The organism is Paenibacillus sp. FSL P2-0173, from assembly GCF_038008045.1.
Classification (GTDB): domain Bacteria; phylum Bacillota; class Bacilli; order Paenibacillales; family Paenibacillaceae; genus Paenibacillus; species Paenibacillus polymyxa_B.
Genome location: NZ_JBBOYK010000001.1, coordinates 357,289 through 376,938, shown reverse-complemented (window position 1 = coordinate 376,938; position 19,650 = coordinate 357,289). Strand labels below are relative to the sequence as shown.

The following is a 19,650-nucleotide window of genomic DNA, read 5'->3' as shown; positions in this document are numbered from 1 at the left end:
TTCACATGACTGAAGTATCTCACATCAATGCTTCATTTCGCTGATTCCAACGTACCACAGCTTAGCGTGCCCGGAAACGATGATCGTAATTTCGTTTATCTTGTCAAAATATGTATCTATATTCACTGGTTGCATGATCTAATCTATTAAAGCAAAAATATAAAATATAAAGTCACTCTGATATTAACACGCTATCGAGAAGCCGAGCAAAAAGTGATGAAATTGAAACAAACAATAGGGCTTAAAAAGATGGCTTGAAGTAAGAAAAAACACTAAGCTGATCAAGTTCGAAGGCTTAGCACAAGTTGTTTGCGCGACCCTATCAGTAAAAATGCTAGTGTGAAGCCTAAACATTTTGTATGCAAATTCCGATAACAGTTAAATGAACGTGTGTACATTATAGTGTGAATTTTAAAAGCTGGATGGCAGCAGAAGGGTTTGTAAGCTTAACTTATTAGTTTTGACAAATAAAATTTCCATACTGGTATCAAGGAGAGCATAGATCATGAATAAAAAACGTTTGCGTCAATGGATGGCTCCGTTCGCAACGGCTACACTGATTTTGAATACGGGATATGGCATTTTGGCCCCCGATGCAGTGGCTAGCGCGTTGCCGACTGAGAGGCATAACTCAAATCTGACAGGACTGAATACAGCACAGTTACATACCAAATTAGCAACCGCTCAAGGTCGTCATGTGCCGGTTACTTCAGGCACGAAAGTGACTACGTTAACAAAAGGTTATGGTCAGAACACCTATCTCAACCAAATGCTAAAAGTAATGTCGAGCCAAATGGTTACTGCGAATATCGCGCCGGCAGAGGTAAGCAATCTGACAGCGGTTCCTACAGAAACAACAAAAGTAAATTTGTCCTGGACCAATCCGTCGGACCTTAATTTCGACCATGTAAAAGTGGTTGGTGTCACTAACGATGTGTATGTAGATAATATTAGAAGTAACTCTTATATGTTGAGCGGTTTACAGCCGAATACGACTTATACCTTTCGAGTGAAGACGGTGAATAAGAGCGGAGATGAATCACAAGGTACGACAGTACAGGCCAAAACGGCTTCCATTGATGTCCCTGTAGATAAGACACCTCCAGGAGAGGTAAGCGGGCTGACAGCGACAAATGTCGGATATAACGCTTTTACCGTAAATTACATATTGCCTAAGGATGCTGACCTGAGCCAAGCGATCATCTATTTAAATGGTAAGGAAGTGCAGCGAACTACAGGGACGTCCTATACGTTCAGTGGATTGATTGCCTCCACAAATTATACAGTTCTGGTCAAGACTATTGACAAATCCGGCAACATCTCTGGAGGAATCAGTATTCCGGTTACGACCTCAGCGCTCAGCGTTGATACCGTGCCCGAAGTGACAGGAGCTTCAGTTACATCAGTTAATAACTATAGCGTCACTGTTTCCTGGACGAGACCCAGCGGAATTAGTACAGTCAGTCTGTATAAGGACGGGCAACTGGTAACCGATTCATCAGGAACATCCTATACATTCAACAATCTTTCTTCAGGGCAGGCCTATTCGTTCACGATTAGGTCCAAGCGAAGCACAGGTGCATTGTCCTCCGGTGTGAGACTGACTGCCACAACGGACAGTACGTCCTCCAATTCGTCAGAAGTGTCCAATCTTGAAGTAGATAGCAAAAGTGATACCTGGATCAAAATCACCTACGATATGCCGAGTAAAGCCGACAAGGTGAAGATATATGTTGATGGAGATTATGAGGGAACTACAAGCTCTGAGTCCTATAAAATCACGGATTTGCGAGAAGGACGCTGGTATGAGATTAAGGTCGTGACTGTCAATAGTAATGGAAGAGAATCTAGCGGTGTAAAGATATCAGAACGCACGGATTCGGATGGTTACTATTCTTCTTCGTCATCTAGTTCATCGAATTATGAGAAAGCGAGAGATTTGATGCGAATTGCAGAAAACAGTCTGAATGCCTCGGACTGGCGTTCTGCCAGAGATGCAATCAGTGATCTGCCGAGCGGAACCCGTAAAAGCGATTTGCTGGATCGGTTAGAAGCTATTCGCAATAGAGCGATTGGTACCAGCAGTTCATCATCCGGGACGAGTTCTACAACAACAACTTCTGGTACAACGTCCTCATATCCTAACAATGCGGTTTCCTCATATTCAACTTCGTTCACCCTGACACCAGGAGCTAAATCAGCTTATGTCGATGGTCGTGCTACGACGATGGCTCAGGCTCCGCGAATCATAAATGGGGCGACGATGGTCCCGCTGCGCTTTATCAGTGAACGGATAGGTTACGAGGTAAATTATGAAAAGGCGACCAAAAAGATCATTCTGACTCGACCTACAGACGGCAAACAAGTAGTGCTTCAAGTCAAGAATTCGACCCTTGCCGTGTATGAGTTAAACAACTCACGGAGTTATTCGACGAACATCACAGCTCCGGTTATTGTTAACGGCTACACACTGGTTCCATTACGAGTGATTAGCGAGCTTTCGGGGTATCAGGTGAACTATAATACTGCATCCAAACAAATTACGATTACAAAATAAATGCTTCTGCAAAAAAAGGTTCTAGAGTTTTCACTTTAGAACCCTTTTTGTGTATTAGGAAGTGTATGTAAAACAATGACAATCTGTTACTCTGTAAACAAGTTATCTTGATTGAAAAGAATATCGAGTTGCTTAAGCTCGTCACTTGTTAGTCGAACACCCAGAGTTTGAAGATTGGACTCGATTTGATCAGGCTTGGTTGCACCTGGAATAATTAGATCAACGGCTGGACGCGTTAATAGCCAAGCTAGCGCAATCTGTGCAGGATCTGCACCCTTGTCTTTCGCGAATGCTTTGAAGCGATCCACGCGTTCCAAATTTGCGAGAAATGCTTCTTTTTGAAATAAAGGATTATTCATTCGTGAAGTGTCATTAAAAACATCATCCTTCTTATATTTACCGGCCAACAGACCTGATGCGAGCGGGAAAAAAGGAATCAGTGAAATTTCGTGCTCTAGACAATAAGGAATAACGTCGGCTTCTGCATGACGAACCAGTAGTGAGTATTCAGCTTGAAGAACATCCAAGTGCTTATCAGCATTAAAAGCCTGAAGCTGCTCAAAGCTTAAATTTGAAGCGCCAATGGCTTTGATTTTCCCCTGACTTCTTCAGCTCTGCAAGTGTGTCAGCAGCTTCAGCCAGCGGGGTCCGGCTATCGGGAAAATGAAGAAAGAAAATGTCAACATAGTCTGTCTGTAATCTCATCAGGCTGTCATCCACAGCCTTACGTAATGCAGCTGGACTGTTGTCGACTTCCAGATGGCCTTGATTAAATTGGGGATTAGAAGAAGCTTTGGTAGAGATTACAAGATGTTCACGGCCACCATAATCCCGGATGGCTTCACCGATTAACTCCTCAGAGTGGCCCATTCCATACAGAAATGCGGTATCAATGAAATTGATCCCTTTTTCAAGGGCAGTCCTAATTAATTGTCGGCTTAGAGTATCATCGACTTTTGGATACATCATTGAATTACCTACCACACCTGCTCCAAAACCAAGTTTAAATGCTTTTAATCCTGTTTTTCCTATTGCTATTGTATTGTTCATGTTTTTAAGCTCCTCTTTTGTATGATGTGGAATCCTAGGAAGGACTCTAATGCACATCTTACAACCTGGTGTAAACACTAGGTCAAGTAGAGTGATCAGGAATCGAAAACAGATTAAGTTTGGGTCTCAAGTGGCAAAAAGTTATGGCCAAATTTTTGCCCGGTTTGCAATTTCAATTCAATCATATCCTTAATTTCCTGAAGTTCTTTCAGTTGCTGATCTATCTTTTTTTGGTAATCGTAAAGCCTATCGTACCATTCAATATTTGATATGTTGCTCTCATCTAATTGAAGCTGGATCATAGGTCTTAACTCCTGCAGAGACATTCCAGCTTTTTTTAAACACTTGATCATAAGAAGTGCCTCTTTGTGTGAATTGTTATATATCCTGTGTCCATTATTTTTTCGGGCCACGGGAGGAAGAAGACCCATTTTCTCATAATACCGTAAGGTATCCTCACTAACTTGGAATTGATCCATAAGTTCCTTCATTTTAAAATTTGTTGTCATCTCTCGTCACCTTCGTAAGGGATCATTTAACGATCGTATACTGAATGGGATCCGTTATGACTGGCTTGGAAACATGAGCTACTTGTATCACATGACTGAAGCTTCCAATAGAGCAGACATTGTATTCCTTCAAGATGTTGTTAAATGGGGAGTGTATAACTTGCCTGAAGGGAGCCATAATCCGAGAAGCGCAGCCCCTTATGTTCTGGAAAATGGAGAGGGAGACCGATTACTCACTGGAGATCAGCTCCACAGAATTCTAGCCACTCCTGATTACCTTTGGATTATGTTGTTTTGCGCTAGGATCTATTGTCGGCTTTTTTTCTTCTAATTATTGGATGGTTATTGTGAGCAGAATCTTCCAATCCATAGGGGCGTCTGTTGTCCCGGCATCATCCATGTTGATCCCGATTCGCTATATATCTATCGAAAATCGTGGCAAAGCTTTGGGGATTACCTCTGCAGGAATGGCCTTAGGGACGGCAATAGGCCCAATTATTGCTGGATTTGTTATTGGATTTGCAAGCTGGCGCTACCTATTTTTAATTTCATTTCTAGTCATTATTACAATCCCTCTTTTCAGGAGGTATTTAATAAATGAAACACTTTCAAAAGGAAAAGCTGATCTCATAGGAGGTATTTTGCTTGCAGCTTCAATTACGCTGCTGCTACTCTCCATTACTGGACACAGCTGGAGTTATTTTACGGCTACTATCCTAATATTCATATTATTCATCATTCGCATTAACAAAACGGATGAACCCTTTATTGAACCGACACTTTTTAAAAATACAAGGTATACGATAGGGTTGATTATCGCTTGTATGATTCTTACACTTAATTTATGTGTTCCGTATTTGATCCCGCAGGTGTTAAGCTCAATACATCACTTATCTTCTGTGAACACAGGACTCGTGATGTTTCCCGGTGCTTTGATTGCTGCATTGCTTGGGTTGGTGGGTGGAAGAATTGCAGATGCAAAGGGCAATCGCTTTGTATTCTCGTTGGCATTCTTGTTCCAAGTGATGGCATACCTCATATTGGGTATTTTTATGGACGCGGTTCCTGCCGTGATTGCGATTATCTTAATTCTAGCGAATACTGGATTAACATTTGCTCAGATTACAATGGCAAACACCATTTCTCGAACATTAAGCGGCAACCAAACCGGAGTTGGTATGGGTATCTATATGATGGGAAGCTTTATGGCGGGGGCTATCGGAACGTCTATTCTTGGATCCGTACTTAATCAAGGAGCACAAAGCAAAATTATGTTCAGCACTATTTTTTTGATTTTGGGCATATGGATTATAGGCTTTGCTATTTTCTATTTTACAGTTTTTCGTAAAGAAGCATCACCCGTTCAGCAAGACACATAGCAATCAATTATACTAAACGATCCTTATTAATAACCGACAGGTGTCTTAGTTACGACCTGTCGGTTAAACCTTACTAAAACACTCCTGACATCAGTATGTCAGGAGTGTTTTCATTTCGATGCAGCAGACAGAGGAACTCAATGTCTATTTGCATTAAGCGAAAATGAAGACTGAACCTCTGAATATTGGTTTCAAAAAAAATGGACTTGACTTTCTAACCATTTTAGACAGGTACTTGACAGGTATATGATATATTAAAAAAAGTTGAGATTTACTTATAGACTTTCAACATGATTGTCTACTCATAAGAATTAAAAATCAATTAAATGGCGGGGATATACAGTGTATCAATACAAAGATCAGGATTATGAAGCTGTTCATTTTGATGGACAAGATTTGCGGTATGGAGAACTCGTACGCTGCACTTTTAAAAAGTGTACATTCATGAATACTTCATTGGATGAGATCGAGACAAGCCATTGTCGTTTTATTGAATGTGACTTTAAAGGTGCTGCTCTATGTGGATCTGTGCATACGGAATCAGCTTTTGAAAATTGTTCTTTCAATGGTGCCAACCTTTTTGTTTCCAAATTCAGCTCTTGTAAAATGACAGGATCGGACTTTGCAGGTGCTCAAATGGACGGTGTCACTTTGAGTCAAGGAGACTGGTCCTACACTAATCTAAAGCATACCAAGCTGGGGAAACAGGATTTGAGAGGAATTCGTTTTTATGAAGCAGATTTTTCTGATACCGATTTGACGAAAGCTGACCTGAGAGACTCTGACCTAACGAGAGTAACTTTGAGCAGAGCGAACTTGCAGGGAGCCGATCTACGTGGTGCCAATCTTGAAGGAATTGATTTGAAAACTTTGAATATTAAAGGCGCGCGAATGGATAGAGAGCAGGCGATTCTGTTTATACGCTCTTATGGAGCAAAGGTAGACTGAAGAACAGTGGAGGTTTTCATGGAACAGTCTAAAAAACTTCTTTTTTATCCAATGTATGGTGTATGTATTCTCGAATCTGTAGAGAAAGAAGATGACTTGGAAAACCTACAAAGTTCCTATAACTTGTATTTTCCTAAACAAGGACTTCGCATGTTTATTCCGCAACATAGAGCACTGCAAAAATGTATCCGACCTTTGTCCAATGTGGATTACTTTTTGAGTTCCAGAGCTCAATTTTTTGGAGAATATGCTCAACTTCCTTTGAACCCTTCTGAACGTCGCTGCTTTTTGCAGGCCAAGATCGAGTCAGGGCTTCTTCATGATCATTTTGGCATCATCAGGGATATAATTTGTTCCAAAGCCTACAATTTGAAAATGAATTCTCATGATAGGTCCATTCTGAGTATGGCTCGAGAGATGCTGGTAAGTGAACTAATGTATGTTTTGAATCTTTCAGCAGACGATGCAGGCAGGTATTTGAAAGAGGATATTGAAAAGCGTCAGCTTGGGTAGGAGGAGCAGTACATGCAAAATTTTATTAACGTTCATGGAGCACGGGAAAATAATCTGAAAAATATTGATATTCAAATTCCTCGTGACCAAATCGTTGTGATCACCGGGGTGAGCGGCTCGGGAAAATCCAGCCTGGCATTCGATACGCTATATGCTGAGGGACAAATGCGTTATGTTGAATCACTATCTTCCTATGCAAGACAATTTCTCGGGCAGATCAATAAACCAGATGTCGACTCGATCGAAGGACTTTCACCCGCAATTGCCATTGAACAAAAAACGACATCTAACAATCCACGTTCCACAGTGGGCACTGTAACTGAGATTTACGATTTTTTGAGGTTATTGTGGGCAAGGGTTGGAACGCCGCATTGTCCATCCTGTAAAAGTGAAGTTACGCGCCAGTCTGTCGATCAAATTGTAGATCAAATATATAGGCTTCCTCAAGGAACGAAATATATGGTGCTCGCACCTTTAGTACAAGATAAAAAAGGGGAGCACCAGCACATTTTTGAACAAGCGAGAACCAATGGCTATGCACGTGTGCGAGTAGACGGTATCGTTAAGAACCTATCGGAAGAGATCCAACTTGATAAAAACAGGAAACATACTATCGCTATTGTAGTGGACCGTCTGGTAGTCAAAGAGGGGGAAACTCAGAGACTGACAGACTCTATTGAAACAGCCATTACTTTGTCCGGCGATACTGTATTGGTTCACCGGATGGATAGCGGTGAGGACATGCTGTTCTCCCAAAGTTTTGCTTGTGCCCGTTGCGGATTTTCCATGCAGGAGCTGTCTCCTCGCATGTTCTCTTTTAATAATCAGTACGGCGCCTGTCCGACTTGCTCGGGACTTGGGTTTCATCTTGAGGTTGACCCGATCAAAGTCGCACCTGATCGCAGTCAATCGTTGAACTCGGGCGCAATTAAAGCTACCGGATGGGGAAATGTCGAAACCAACTCCTATTGCAAAATGTATTTTGAAGCGATTGGAAAAAAGGCTGGATTTGATCTGGATACTCCTCTTGATCAGATTTCACAGCAAGCATTGGACATGCTCCTGTATGGAACACAGGGTGAAAAACTTGAACTTAGATGGGAAAGCAATCATCGGGAGAGGCTGCTGCACCAGGCATTCGAAGGGATTGTCAACAATCTGGATCGACGCTACCGGGAAACCCAGTCCGATACAATGCGGAAAGAACTTGAAAGCTATATGTCCGCCTTGCCTTGCCACGACTGTCACGGTGATCGGCTGGCACCGATGCTTCTTGCTGTAACCGTCTGTGATATGAACATCTCAGATTTCTGCAAGCTGTCTGTTACCGAGGCCATTCATTTTATCGAAAATATGCATCTGTCCCCGGTTAAGGCTATGATTGCCGCCCCGATTACGACGGAGATTGTTGACCGACTTGTATTTTTGAAAAATGTCGGGCTGGAATATTTGACGTTATACCGAACTGCCGGAACACTTTCAGGCGGGGAGAGTCAGCGCATTCGTTTGGCCACCCAGATAGGATCGCGCTTAACAGGAGTGCTGTACATTCTCGACGAGCCCTCGATCGGTTTGCACCAGCGAGACAATAAACGGCTTATTTCCGCTTTGAAGGAAATGCGTGATTTGGGCAACACCGTCATTGTGGTGGAGCATGACGAAGAGACGATCCGCCAAGCAGACTGGATTGTGGACATTGGTCCGGGTGCGGGTAAACATGGAGGAGAAGTGGTTGCTCAGGGAGAACTTGACCAAATTACCGCTGAAAAACGTTCGATAACAGGCCAATATTTGTCGCATCAAAGATGGATTCCCGTGCCTGAGAACCGTCGACCAGGCAATGGACATCATCTGACTATTGTGGGAGCAGCGGAAAACAATCTGAAAGACATCAATGTATCCATCCCATTAGGAACGATCACGTGTGTTACGGGCGTTTCCGGGTCAGGTAAGTCCAGCCTTGTTAACGAGATACTTTATAAAAAGCTGGCGGCGACGCTAAATCGAGCTCATACTCGCTCAGGAAAACATTTACAAATTGATGGCATAGAGCATTTGGATAAGATTATTAATATGGATCAAAGCCCGATCGGACGGACTCCTCGTTCCAACCCGGCCACATACACCGGTCTTTTTGATAATATTCGCTCCCTATTTGCCATGACAAACGAAGCCAAGGTGCGTGCTTATGGCCCGGGTCGCTTTTCGTTTAATATTAAGGGCGGACGCTGTGAAGCCTGTACGGGTGATGGATTGATGAGAATCGAAATGCATTTCCTGCCCGATGTGTATGTGCCTTGTGACGTCTGTAAAGGGAAGCGATACAATCGCGAAACTCTGGAAGTTCACTATAAAGGGAAAAGCATTGCAGATATCTTGGAGATGACTGCGGACGAAGCTGTTGTATTTTTTGAGTATGTTCCAAAAATACGGAAGAAAATCGAGGCGCTCTGTAAAGTGGGGTTGGGTTATGTGAAGCTGGGTCAGTCTTCTACAACGCTATCAGGCGGAGAAGCGCAACGAGTGAAACTTGCATCAGAACTGCTGAAGCCCGCTACGGGTTCAACGCTATATGTTATGGATGAACCCACTACAGGACTTCACGTTGCGGATGTGCAGCAATTGATCAATATACTTCATGTGCTGACCGAGGAGGGGAATACCATTGTTGTTATCGAGCATAATCTGGATGTGATCAAGAATGCAGACTATATTATTGATCTGGGACCCGAAGGTGGTAGCAACGGAGGGAATGTCGTATGTACCGGGACCCCGGAACAAGTGGCCGACTTTAAGCTGAGCTACACGGGGCAATATTTACGAAAAGAACTTAGAGACATACATTCATAGATAATCATCCTAATCTCGAATTTCAAACTCTATGCATTCATGCAGTATTCGCTATAATGGATACAGTGATTTAGGAAAGGGATGTAATCATGAAGAAGGTCATCGTAATTGGATCAGGAATTCTGGGGGCATCGACAGCATACCAGTTAGCAAAAATGGGTGCTAATGTCATTATTGTAGACCGCAAAGATAAAGGACAGGCTACTGATGCCGCCGCTGGCATTATCTGTCCCTGGCTATCACAGCGACGTAATCAGGCTTGGTACCAGCTGGCAAAGGCAGGCGCACGCTTTTATCCTGGGTTGATTGAAGAACTCAAAAGCGAGGGAGAAACAGAAACAGGCTATGCTCAAGTGGGTGCTCTCAGTATTCATGATGATTTGGAGAAAATCAAAAAAATGGAGGAGCGGGCACACTTACGACAAGCGGATGCACCGGAAATCGGTGAAATTACCCGGCTAAATGAAAAAGAAACCCATGAACGGTTTCCTTTGTTAGTAGAAGGTTATCATTCTGTTCATATTAGCGGTGCCGCCCGTATAGATGGTCGTGCGCTACGGGATGCGTTGGTCCGATCAGCACAGAGACATGGAGCGACCCTTATACATGGGGATGCTGCACTTCAATATGAGTCCGACCAAGTAACTGGAGTAGCGGTCGGTGCAAAAAGCTTCTCGTCCGACAAGGTCATTGTTTGTGCAGGTGCATGGGCAAATCAATTACTGTTGCCTTTGGGCATTCATTTTAAGGTTAGTTATCAAAAAGCACAAATTATGCATTTGCAGGTTCCTAATAGGCAAGACACAGGCACCTGGCCTGTAATCATACCGCCTTCTGATCAATACCTGCTGGCTTTCGATAAACAGAAGATCGTAATAGGGGCGACTCACGAAAATGAAATCGAGGGTTACGATACGAGGGTAACAGCAGGTGGGATGCAGGAAATTCTGCACAAAGGTTTAGAGTTGGCCCCTGATTTAGCAAACAGCACTTTTCAGGAGGTAAGAGTTGGTTTCCGTCCTTTTACACCCGGTTTTCTACCGGTGATCGGAGCTGTTCCAGGCTGGGATGGTCTTATAGCGGCAAATGGGCTTGGAGCATCCGGGTTGACCATGGGCCCCTTTATTGGAAATCAGCTGGCAAAGTTGGCACTTGGAATGGATTTAGATATCGATATCAATGATTATGATATTCGAAAAGCAATAGATGAAAGTTGATCCTTGACCGGAGACAACAATATATATGCTTATGAAGTCGCCATACTGGCGACTTTTTGTTTTAGTGCTATATTCATTCTATACGTCATTCATCATGTCATTGAGATGCGAATTTTTTAACGATTGTGTTGTGGTTTGCATGTTTTTCAAGTAGTCGATTTTATAGATACAGGAATAGATCACATTTAATACATAGTCAAAGGCAATCTGCGATGAAAATGTACCAATCTTGGCATGTTTTACTTCGTCATTAGGCACCTGGATACAGATATTACTGAGTTTGGCCAATTCGCTTTGATTGGTTGCTGTAATTGTGATAAAAGGGATATTTTCATGTGCGAAATGCCGTGCTGCTTTTAAAAAAATCGGCGACTTTCCGTGATAAGTTAAAAAAACAGCGCAATCCTGTGTCGTAAGATTAGCCGTATGGTAAGCCCACTCAGACAGCTCCGTGGCTATAACCACATACTTGTTTATTTTCACCAATTTATTTTGGAAACTTTTCGCACGGATTTGTGAATCACCTAACGCATATATAAAGATTCTTTTCGCTTGATCCAGCAGTAGGGCTGTTTGCGACAATAAATCATCATCCATGAATGTAAAGTTTTTTTCAATCGTTTCTTTCATTAATTCTGCAATTTCTTTCGCTACTTGAAGTGGGGATTCATCAAAACCGAAAGGATAGTTGGGGTCTACATTGGAAATGTTCTGGGTATTCTGCTGAAATTCCCGAGCAAGTTTGATTATGAACTCCTTGAAACCAGATAGCCCAAGTTTATGTGTTAATCGATTAATCGCGGAATGCGAAGTATATGTTGCCTTTGCAAGCTCCTGAATGTTTAAGTGCAGGATACTTTCTTTATGAAGCAAAATATAGGATGCAATGCTTTTTTCGTTTGGTGTAAAGTTTTGCATTTCGGATAATTGCATCAGTATTTTCAACAGGTTCACTCCGGTTCAATTGAAATAACGTTTGATAAAGGATATAAAGTAAACATTTTGTTTAAAAACAACCCGCCATGTTGACAAATAATCGGTTGAATGTACCATTTTGGCGGCAAATCCTTTACGATCAACATTCTTCTTCTATAATAAATGAAAAAGAGCCTAAGGGGGAAATAATATGCTTACCATCGGTTATATTGGAAATGGGAAAAGCACGAACCGTTATCATCTTCCTTTTTCATTGAACAGAGCTGATTTGAAAGTGAAGACGATATACGCACGTAATCCAGATAAAGGGGAGTGGAAAAAAGTCCCTGACGTGCAGTATACAGATAATATTGAATCTCTAATGAACGATAAGGAGATTCAGTTGATTGTTATCTGTACACCTGTAGAATCCCACTACGACTATGCGAAAATGGCGCTTGACCACGGGAAAAATGTACTTGTTGAGAAACCTTTTATGTTAACCAAAGAAGAAGCCATGTCGATCTTCCAATATGCTAAAGAGAAAAATCTGGTTGTACAATGCTATCAGAATAGACGTTACGACTCGGATTTCCTCACTACCCAGAAGGTTATTGAATCAGGAAAACTTGGAGATTTGCTGGAAGTGGAGATGCATTACGATTATTATCGCCCTGAGATCCCAAATTCTACCTCTCATTTTTCCAAGTATAACAGTTACCTATATGGACATGGCGTTCATACCACTGACCAGGTTCTTTCCTATTTTGGGAAGCCGGACACAATCCATTACGATGTTCGTCAATTGCTGGGTGCTGGGAGAATGAATGATTACTTTGATCTGGATTTTTATTATCCCTCGCTCAAGGTATCCATCAAATCCAGCTTTTTTCGCTTAAAAGAGCGGCCGAGTTTTGTTGTATACGGCAAAAAAGGCGTTTTTATAAAGCAAACGAAGGATCGTCAGGAGGAGCATCTGAAATTATACTATCTGCCTAAGGGACACGCCGATTTCGGCATCGACCTGCCCGAGCATTACGGCATCTTAACATATTTGGATGATAAAGGCGAGTATCATGAAGAAAAAGTCGTTTCTGAAAAGGGAGACTATGCCCGAGTGTATGACGATATTTATCAGTCGATCGTATTTGGTAAAGAAAAAGTGATTAAAGACGAAGAAACGATAATTTGTATGGAAATACTTGAAAAAGGTATAGAGGAGTGCAACTAAAATGAAGTTGGGAATTGTCGGAGCAGGGATGATCGTAGGGGATCTATTGAGCTTTATTCAGGAAATCCCGACCATTTTATTAAAGGGCATTTGTTCTAGACCTAGCCACCAGGAGAAATTACTGGATTTGAAAAATAAATATGGAATAGCTCAGATTTATTCGGATTACAGCGAGATGCTGATGAACCGTGATGTGGATACAGTTTATATCGGGTTGCCTAATCATCTTCATTATTCATATGCCAAAGAAGCATTATTGAGTGGTAAACATGTCATTTGTGAGAAGCCGTTTACTTCCAATTTGCAAGAATTTCTAGAGCTAAAAGAAATTGCTCAGCAAAGAAAACTGGTATTGGTGGAAGCCATAACGAATCAATATTTGAAAAATTATTTGTCAATGAAGGAGTATCTACCTAAACTTGGTGAGATCAAAATAGTTGAATGCAACTATTCTCAATACTCATCTCGATATGAAGCTTTCAAAGCGGGAATAATCCAGCCTGCGTTTAATCCGGAAATGTCTGGTGGAGCCTTGATGGATATTAATTTATATAATATTCATTTTGTTGTTGGATTCTTCGGTAGCCCAAAGAAAGTGGAGTATTGGGCGAACATGGAGCGTGGAATTGATACTTCAGGTATGCTGCTGCTTGATTACGGTGATTTCAAGTGTGTCTGCATAGGTTCAAAAGATAGTACGGCCCCCAATGCCGTGAACATTCAAGGCAATAAGGGCTATTTACACATGGCAAGTTCAGCTAATATATGCGACTGCTTTGATTACACTGCGAATAAGGAAACGCCAATTCGTGTGGATCTAAAAGATCATTCGCATCGAATGTATGACGAATTCGTTGAGTTTGATCGTATCATCGAAGAAAAAGATTTTGGAAAAGTCTCGAATATGCTTGAACATAGCGAGAAGGTCATGAATGTCATTGAGAAAGCCAAGCAGTCCGCCAATCTTGTATTTGGCCCTGATAAACCATTTTGAGAGTAGCAGACATATGTCTGCTACTCTTTTTTATCAGATTCACAATTTCCGGTCCAACAGCATGCCTATTTGCTCTGCCATCTCGACAGGAGAGAGAGGTTTATCATTCAAAAACCACCACTCCATAATCCCTACCACAGCGGACGCTGCATAACGGACAACCACTTCTTCGTTTAGTCCCCGATTTCTTGCTTCATTCATGTCGACCTCTTCCCGAAGTTCATCGATCATAAATTCAAGAAACTGAGTGCGGAAGTAAGGGGCGCCTTTGCTCACCAGCATCGTGGAGAAAAATAAATAGTTAGCCTCTAAATATTCAAACCAAACAATTTCGGCCTCTGTAAAGCTCAAATGAGCCGATTCAATACATAATCTTCGAAGTTCATTGATGTGTGCGGCGATCAGCTTATCCAGCAAATCATATTTGTCCACGTAATGAAGATAGATGGTTCCCCGGCTTACATTCGCTTTGTCGGATAGATCCTGAATCGTAATATGGTCGAAACTCTTTTCGGCCATCAACTCCGTTAATGCTTTTTTCAAGGCTTCCTGTGTTTTGAGTATTCTCCTGTCCACTTTCACTGTGTTCAACCCCTAAACTTCTAAATGATAATTGACTGTTTTAACTTATATGTCTATTAATGAACAAATCAAGCGTATTTAACAATTGCAAGCATTCTGTATCAGCTTATAATAATAGACACAAGTTCAATAATGTATCTTTTTCAATTATAGATGCATTTATATGAAGGATCAATGCAAAGAAAGAGGAGATATCACATGTCAGATACTCAAAAACTTACGGCTGCACAGCGAACGATTGGGGACTTCTCACCAAAGATTGTCGAGCTGACCGACAAGGTGCTTTTTGGGGACGTTTGGGAACGCAAAGAGCTGGCCCCACGCGACCGCAGCCTCATTACCGTAGCAAGCTTGATCACCGGAGGGAATTCCGAACAACTGGGCTTTCATTTGGGTAAAGCCAAAGACAACGGCCTGACGGAAGAGGAACTGATCGAAGTCATTACCCATCTTGCCTTTTATGCGGGCTGGCCGAAGGCGATGTCCGCTATTACAGTGGCCAAAGAACTATTCGCAAAAGAAAACTAAGTCTCGAAAGGATGTTCATTCTCTATGTCCAATATTCAAGATAAAGTCGTTATTATTACAGGTGCTTCCAGCGGAATCGGAGAGGCAGCGGCCAAAGAACTGGCATCTAAAGGTGCGAAGCTTGTGCTGGCGGCTCGCCGTGAAGACCGTTTACAAAAGCTGCAAGAAGAAGTTGAACAAAGCGGGGGTACAGCCATCTACAAAGTAACCGATGTGACATCGCATGAACAAGTGGAGGAGTTGGCTTCGTATGCACTTCAAGAGTTTGGGAAAATCGACGTACTTATCAATAATGCCGGAGTCATGCCGCAATCGTTTCTCTTTAAGAAGAAAATTAATGAATGGGATATGATGATTGATATTAATATCAAGGGCCTTTTGTACGGGATTGCTGCTGTTCTGCCTGCGATGCGGAAACAGAAATCTGGCCATATCATTAATCTGTCTTCTATTGCCGGACATAATGTCTATCCCGGCGGCACTGTATATTGCGCGACCAAACATGCCGTAAGGGCGATTACGGAAGGTTTACGTCAAGAAGAGGCGATCAGTGGTACCCAGATTCGTACAACGAATATCTCTCCAGGAGCTGTCAGCACTGAATTGACGGAGGGAATCACGGATGCAGAGTTAAAACAAGCCTACGATGAGTTATATCAAGGAGCGATTAAAGCGGAAAGTATCGCACGTGCGATTGCTTTTGCGATTGAAGAGCCCGGAGACGTTGCGATCAATGAAATGATTATTCGCCCAACCACACAACAGGCGTAAGTCAACAGCAGGAGGAATGACGATGAATTATCGTACAGTAGGAAAAACAGGAATCAAGGTTTCAAATTTATGTTTTGGCACGATGTCCTTCGGCGGAAATGCCGATGAAGAAACATCCAAAAAAATGTTCAACCGCTCCCGCGAAGCTGGCATTAACTTTTTCGATACAGCAAACGTGTACAGCCAGGGTCGCTCCGAAGAAATTCTAGGCGAGTGCATCGAGGACTGTCGGAATGAGATTGTACTGAGCACCAAAGTTTTCTATCCGATGGGACAGGACGTGAATGCTAGGGGGCTTTCCCGTCGTCATATCATGCTTGAAGTGGAAAACAGTCTGCGACGCCTGAAGACGGACCGCATCGACTTCTACTTCGTGCATATGTTCGACGAAAATACTCCAATGGAGGAGACGCTTCGTGCACTCGACGATCTTCAAGCGCAGGGCAAAATCCTTTACCCAGCGGTGAGCAACTGGTCGGCCTGGCAGATTGCCAAAGCGGTCGGCATCTCTGCCAGGGAGGAGCTGGCGCGCTTTGAATTGATCCAGCCGATGTACAACCTGGTCAAACGTCAGGCTGAGGTAGAAATCCTGCCTCTTGCCGCTTCCGAGCAGATTGGGGTCATTTCGTACAGCCCTCTGGGAGCCGGGATTCTTACGGGCAAATACGGAACGAACAAACGACCGGAGCAAGGACGGCTGGTCGAAGAGCAGCGGTATACGGACCGCTATGCGGATGAAATGAATTTTGCCGTCGCCGACCGCTTTACTGCACATGCAGCAGAACGAGGCGTGAAGCCCTCGACGCTTGCGGTAGCCTGGGCGATGTCCAATCCTATGATCACGGCGCCAATTATTGGCGCAAGAAACCTCGCGCAGCTGGAAGACTCACTGGGCGCTGTCGATGTAGAGATGACTCCAGAGTGGCGCGATGAGATTTCCAGACTTTCGGTGACTCCCGCGCCTTCTACAGACCGGGGCGAGACGCTACTGCCGAACTGGGCTTGAAGACCGAAGACCGCCTAAATGATGTTGGGGAAGTCGGTGGTGTCCTCGTTTTATAGGAAATGACGCTGGAAGTTAAACGTATCATACCGAAAAAGAGACGGCCTAAGGTCGTCCTTTTTGCTTCTTCGCCGATCAGTCTAGATACTTAGTCATTCATGACCTGGTCGTATTTTTCCTTCAATCGCTTGATGTCCGCTCTCGGAGGAGCACCGAACATGCGGGAGTATTCGCGGCTGAATTGGGAGGAACTCTCGTAACCGACCCTGAAAGCGACGTCTGCGGCGTCCGCCGATTCAGCCAATAAGATGCGGCGAGCTTCCTGAAGTCTCAGCTGTTTTTGGAACTGAATTGGGCTCATGGCGGTTACCTCTTTAAAATGCCGATGGAACGAAGAAACACTCATGCTGGCGGTGTCTGCAAGATCTTCGATCCGAAAAGACTGGTCCCAATTTCGGACAATATGGTCGATAGCTTCCCGGATCCGATAGGTGCTGCTTCCTTCGACTGCAATCTGAGCCAATTCGACTCCATAGGGCCCCTGCAGCAGCCTGTACAGAATCTCCCTCGTGTAAAGCGGGGCGAGAAATGGGATTTCTCCCGGGGTGTCCAGCAGACGGGCAAGCCTGAGCACGGCGTCCTGAATGGACGATTCCATCCGGCCGACGAACAGGGCACGCTTGGCATTATCTTTTGACGTGACCTTAATATCACAATCGTTCAGCACTTCAAGGATCTGGTTCTGTGTAAATTCGAGCTTGAGACTCAGGTAAGGAGAGTCAGCAGACGCTTTTATAATTTGACCGATCACAGGCAGATTCATGGAAGCGATCAGATAATTGGACGGTCCATATTCAAATCTCTCCTGTGCCAGCAAAATTTCTTTCAGACCTTGAACGACAACACAAAAAGAAGGCTTGTAAACCCGATAAGCGGGCTCAGTTATGCTGGAATGCTGATAGAAAAATAGGGAAGGGACCGCCGTTTCCTTGGTGCTATTCTGAAGCGAGTGACGCTCGATTAATTCGGTAAGCTCCTGTTGCTGTTGAATAAGGTTCTCGGACATTCAAATCCTCCTTGCAGGTTTGTCTGGTCCCATTATAAGACTTATCCGCCTGTAGCAACAGTAGCCGTAATAGGATTGGGCAATCATTTAAGACGAATGAGATATCGCTTCGCTTTTTCTGTTCGGCATAATAAGACTAAGCTCACAGAATCAAGCAAGGGGGGGAACAACGGAATAGCTGAAGCGGCTGAATAAGAAGAGAGAACGGGTGCTCTGTCGGTGGAGGGAGTGACAGAAGCCACTACCGCAAGCAAACGACATTATCAAAGAACAAGTTTAAAAAAGGGAGGAGATGAATTATTTGAATCGTTGGTTTAGGAACTTATTGGTTCAAAGGCTTATCACATTAATAGAGTTTGAAGAGCATGAATGTTTCAAAAAATTATATAATAGTTCTCTTGATAGGATCGTAAGCCAATTAACTAAAGAAAAATAATGAACATTTATCATACCCACCCTCCTACTGGATAAAGAATAAAATGATATTAAGAAAGGAAGATGTATGTTGGAAAAGCGTAAATTGGGAAATAGCGGTCTGGAAGTTTCCGCAATCGGACTTGGATGCATGGGAATGAGTTACGGTTATGGGCCGGCTTCGGACCAAAAGGAAATGATCTCGGTCATTCGGGAAGCGGTCGAGCGCGGCGTGACTTTCTTTGATACCGCCGAAGTATACGGACCCTACACGAATGAAGAACTCTTGGGCGAAGCTCTTCTTCCTGTTCGAGATCAAGTCGTGATTGCCACGAAGTTCGGCTTCAATATCCAGGATGGCAAGCAGTCCGGAATGAACAGTCGCCCTGAGCATATCAAGAAAGTTGCCGAAGAATCGCTTAGACGGCTCAAGATTGAAGCCATCGACCTGTACTATCAGCACCGAGTCGATCCAGATGTGCCGATCGAAGAGGTAGCGGGAGCTGTGCAAGATCTGATCCGGGAAGGAAAGGTGAAGCACTGGGGATTGTCTGAAGCAGGAGTGAAGACCATTCGTCGTGCACACGCGGTTCAGCCACTCACTGCAATTCAGAGCGAATATTCCCTGTGGTGGAGACGCCCCGAAGAGGAACTCCTCCCTGCCCTAGAAGAGCTCGGTATTGGCTTCGTTCCGTTCAGTCCTTTGAGCAAGGGCTACCTGACGGGAAGTTTTAACGCAAACACGACATTCAACCATGACGATTTGCGCAGTATTCTTCCACGTTTTACTCCAGAAGCGCTGGAGGCCAATCAGGTGTTGGTCGACCTGCTTAAAGAGATGGCTGAGCAGTTAAAAGCAACGCCAGCCCAAATCGCACTCGCCTGGCTGCTAGCCCAGAAGTCGTGGATCGTTCCGATCCCGGGCACACGGAAATTAAGCCGTCTGGAAGAAAATCTAGGCGCAGTGGACATTAAGCTCACATCCGAAGATGTGCGCAATATTAACAGCGCAGCCTCGCAGATCACTTTGATGGGCGCCAGATATACGGAGGAACTGGAGAGAAGAACGGGTCTTTGATCTAATTCTTCAAGTCATATCCCAATCATGAGGAAATCTCTTTTG

Annotated in this window: 16 protein-coding genes and 1 pseudogene; 12 read left to right on the top strand and 5 right to left on the bottom strand. The window is 43.6% G+C overall.

Features of this window, described 5'->3' with window-relative positions; all coding sequences use genetic code 11:
- The first annotated feature begins 505 nt into the window (after positions 1 to 505).
- A complete protein-coding gene (locus MKX30_RS01425; protein ID WP_076265290.1) occupies positions 506 to 2,557 on the top strand; it encodes a stalk domain-containing protein in 2,052 nt (683 codons plus the stop codon).
- An 86-nt stretch (positions 2,558 to 2,643) separates the two neighbouring features.
- On the opposite strand, the pseudogene MKX30_RS01420 reads toward MKX30_RS01425, so the two are convergent.
- A pseudogene (locus tag MKX30_RS01420) lies at positions 2,644 to 3,607 on the bottom strand (aldo/keto reductase).
- A gap of 113 nt (positions 3,608 to 3,720) precedes the next feature.
- Positions 3,721 to 4,116 (bottom strand): MerR family transcriptional regulator, encoded by a 396-nt coding sequence (locus MKX30_RS01415; RefSeq protein WP_076265291.1) that lies wholly within the window; start codon positions 4,114 to 4,116, stop codon positions 3,721 to 3,723.
- A 269-nt stretch (positions 4,117 to 4,385) separates the two neighbouring features.
- Here MKX30_RS01415 and MKX30_RS01405 point away from each other — a divergent pair, with 269 nt between their 5' ends.
- The 5 genes from MKX30_RS01405 to MKX30_RS01385 all read left to right on the top strand — a co-directional run bounded on the left by MKX30_RS01405 (position 4,386) and on the right by MKX30_RS01385 (position 11,023).
- On the top strand, positions 4,386 to 5,495 hold the full coding sequence (locus tag MKX30_RS01405) for an MFS transporter (protein ID WP_335582797.1): 1,110 nt from the start codon (positions 4,386 to 4,388) through the stop codon (positions 5,493 to 5,495).
- 342 nt (positions 5,496 to 5,837) lie between these two features.
- The gene (locus MKX30_RS01400; protein WP_028541627.1) at positions 5,838 to 6,443 is read left to right on the top strand and encodes a pentapeptide repeat-containing protein; all 606 of its coding nucleotides are present in this window, start codon (positions 5,838 to 5,840) and stop codon (positions 6,441 to 6,443) included.
- A gap of 18 nt (positions 6,444 to 6,461) precedes the next feature.
- A complete protein-coding gene (locus tag MKX30_RS01395) occupies positions 6,462 to 6,956 on the top strand; it encodes a hypothetical protein (RefSeq protein ID WP_028541626.1) in 495 nt (164 codons plus the stop codon).
- 12 nt (positions 6,957 to 6,968) lie between these two features.
- Positions 6,969 to 9,806 carry an excinuclease ABC subunit UvrA gene (uvrA, locus tag MKX30_RS01390; protein WP_028541625.1) on the top strand — a complete coding sequence of 946 codons (2,838 nt, stop codon included), beginning with the start codon at positions 6,969 to 6,971 and terminating at the stop codon, positions 9,804 to 9,806.
- An 89-nt stretch (positions 9,807 to 9,895) separates the two neighbouring features.
- Positions 9,896 to 11,023: an NAD(P)/FAD-dependent oxidoreductase gene (locus MKX30_RS01385; protein WP_053325533.1), complete on the top strand. Its 1,128-nt coding sequence runs from the start codon at positions 9,896 to 9,898 to the stop codon at positions 11,021 to 11,023.
- 78 nt (positions 11,024 to 11,101) lie between these two features.
- On the opposite strand, the gene MKX30_RS01380 is transcribed toward MKX30_RS01385, so the two are convergent.
- Complete coding sequence (locus MKX30_RS01380) at positions 11,102 to 11,968, bottom strand: MurR/RpiR family transcriptional regulator (protein WP_053325532.1); 867 nt, start codon at positions 11,966 to 11,968, stop codon at positions 11,102 to 11,104.
- A gap of 181 nt (positions 11,969 to 12,149) precedes the next feature.
- Here MKX30_RS01380 and MKX30_RS01375 point away from each other — a divergent pair, with 181 nt between their 5' ends.
- Both MKX30_RS01375 and MKX30_RS01370 read left to right on the top strand, forming a co-directional pair.
- On the top strand, positions 12,150 to 13,169 hold the full coding sequence (locus MKX30_RS01375) for a Gfo/Idh/MocA family oxidoreductase (protein ID WP_028541623.1): 1,020 nt from the start codon (positions 12,150 to 12,152) through the stop codon (positions 13,167 to 13,169).
- Position 13,170: 1 nt separating this feature from the next.
- Positions 13,171 to 14,163 (top strand): Gfo/Idh/MocA family protein, encoded by a 993-nt coding sequence (locus MKX30_RS01370; protein WP_068938806.1) that lies wholly within the window; start codon positions 13,171 to 13,173, stop codon positions 14,161 to 14,163.
- Between the two features lie 39 nt (positions 14,164 to 14,202).
- On the opposite strand, the gene MKX30_RS01365 is transcribed toward MKX30_RS01370, so the two are convergent.
- Positions 14,203 to 14,745, bottom strand: coding sequence for a TetR/AcrR family transcriptional regulator (locus tag MKX30_RS01365; protein ID WP_233903720.1), 543 nt, complete (start codon positions 14,743 to 14,745; stop codon positions 14,203 to 14,205).
- Between the two features lie 198 nt (positions 14,746 to 14,943).
- Here MKX30_RS01365 and MKX30_RS01360 point away from each other — a divergent pair, with 198 nt between their 5' ends.
- Genes MKX30_RS01360 through MKX30_RS01350 form a run of 3 tightly spaced genes read left to right on the top strand, consistent with a single transcriptional unit; the run spans position 14,944 to position 17,050 of the window.
- A complete protein-coding gene (locus MKX30_RS01360) occupies positions 14,944 to 15,273 on the top strand; it encodes a carboxymuconolactone decarboxylase family protein (RefSeq protein WP_023988831.1) in 330 nt (109 codons plus the stop codon).
- A 24-nt stretch (positions 15,274 to 15,297) separates the two neighbouring features.
- Positions 15,298 to 16,044, top strand: coding sequence for an SDR family oxidoreductase (locus tag MKX30_RS01355; protein ID WP_068938807.1), 747 nt, complete (start codon positions 15,298 to 15,300; stop codon positions 16,042 to 16,044).
- Positions 16,045 to 16,066: 22 nt separating this feature from the next.
- Positions 16,067 to 17,050, top strand: a complete 984-nt coding sequence (locus tag MKX30_RS01350) for an aldo/keto reductase (protein ID WP_023988829.1) — start codon at positions 16,067 to 16,069, stop codon at positions 17,048 to 17,050.
- A gap of 145 nt (positions 17,051 to 17,195) precedes the next feature.
- On the opposite strand, the gene MKX30_RS01345 is transcribed toward MKX30_RS01350, so the two are convergent.
- Positions 17,196 to 18,113 (bottom strand): AraC family transcriptional regulator, encoded by a 918-nt coding sequence (locus MKX30_RS01345; RefSeq protein WP_341062354.1) that lies wholly within the window; start codon positions 18,111 to 18,113, stop codon positions 17,196 to 17,198.
- 505 nt (positions 18,114 to 18,618) lie between these two features.
- Between MKX30_RS01345 and MKX30_RS01340 the strand changes: the two genes are divergently transcribed.
- Entirely contained in the window at positions 18,619 to 19,605 is a 987-nt protein-coding gene (locus tag MKX30_RS01340) for an aldo/keto reductase (RefSeq protein ID WP_341062788.1), read from the top strand.
- Positions 19,606 to 19,650 lie beyond the last annotated feature (45 nt).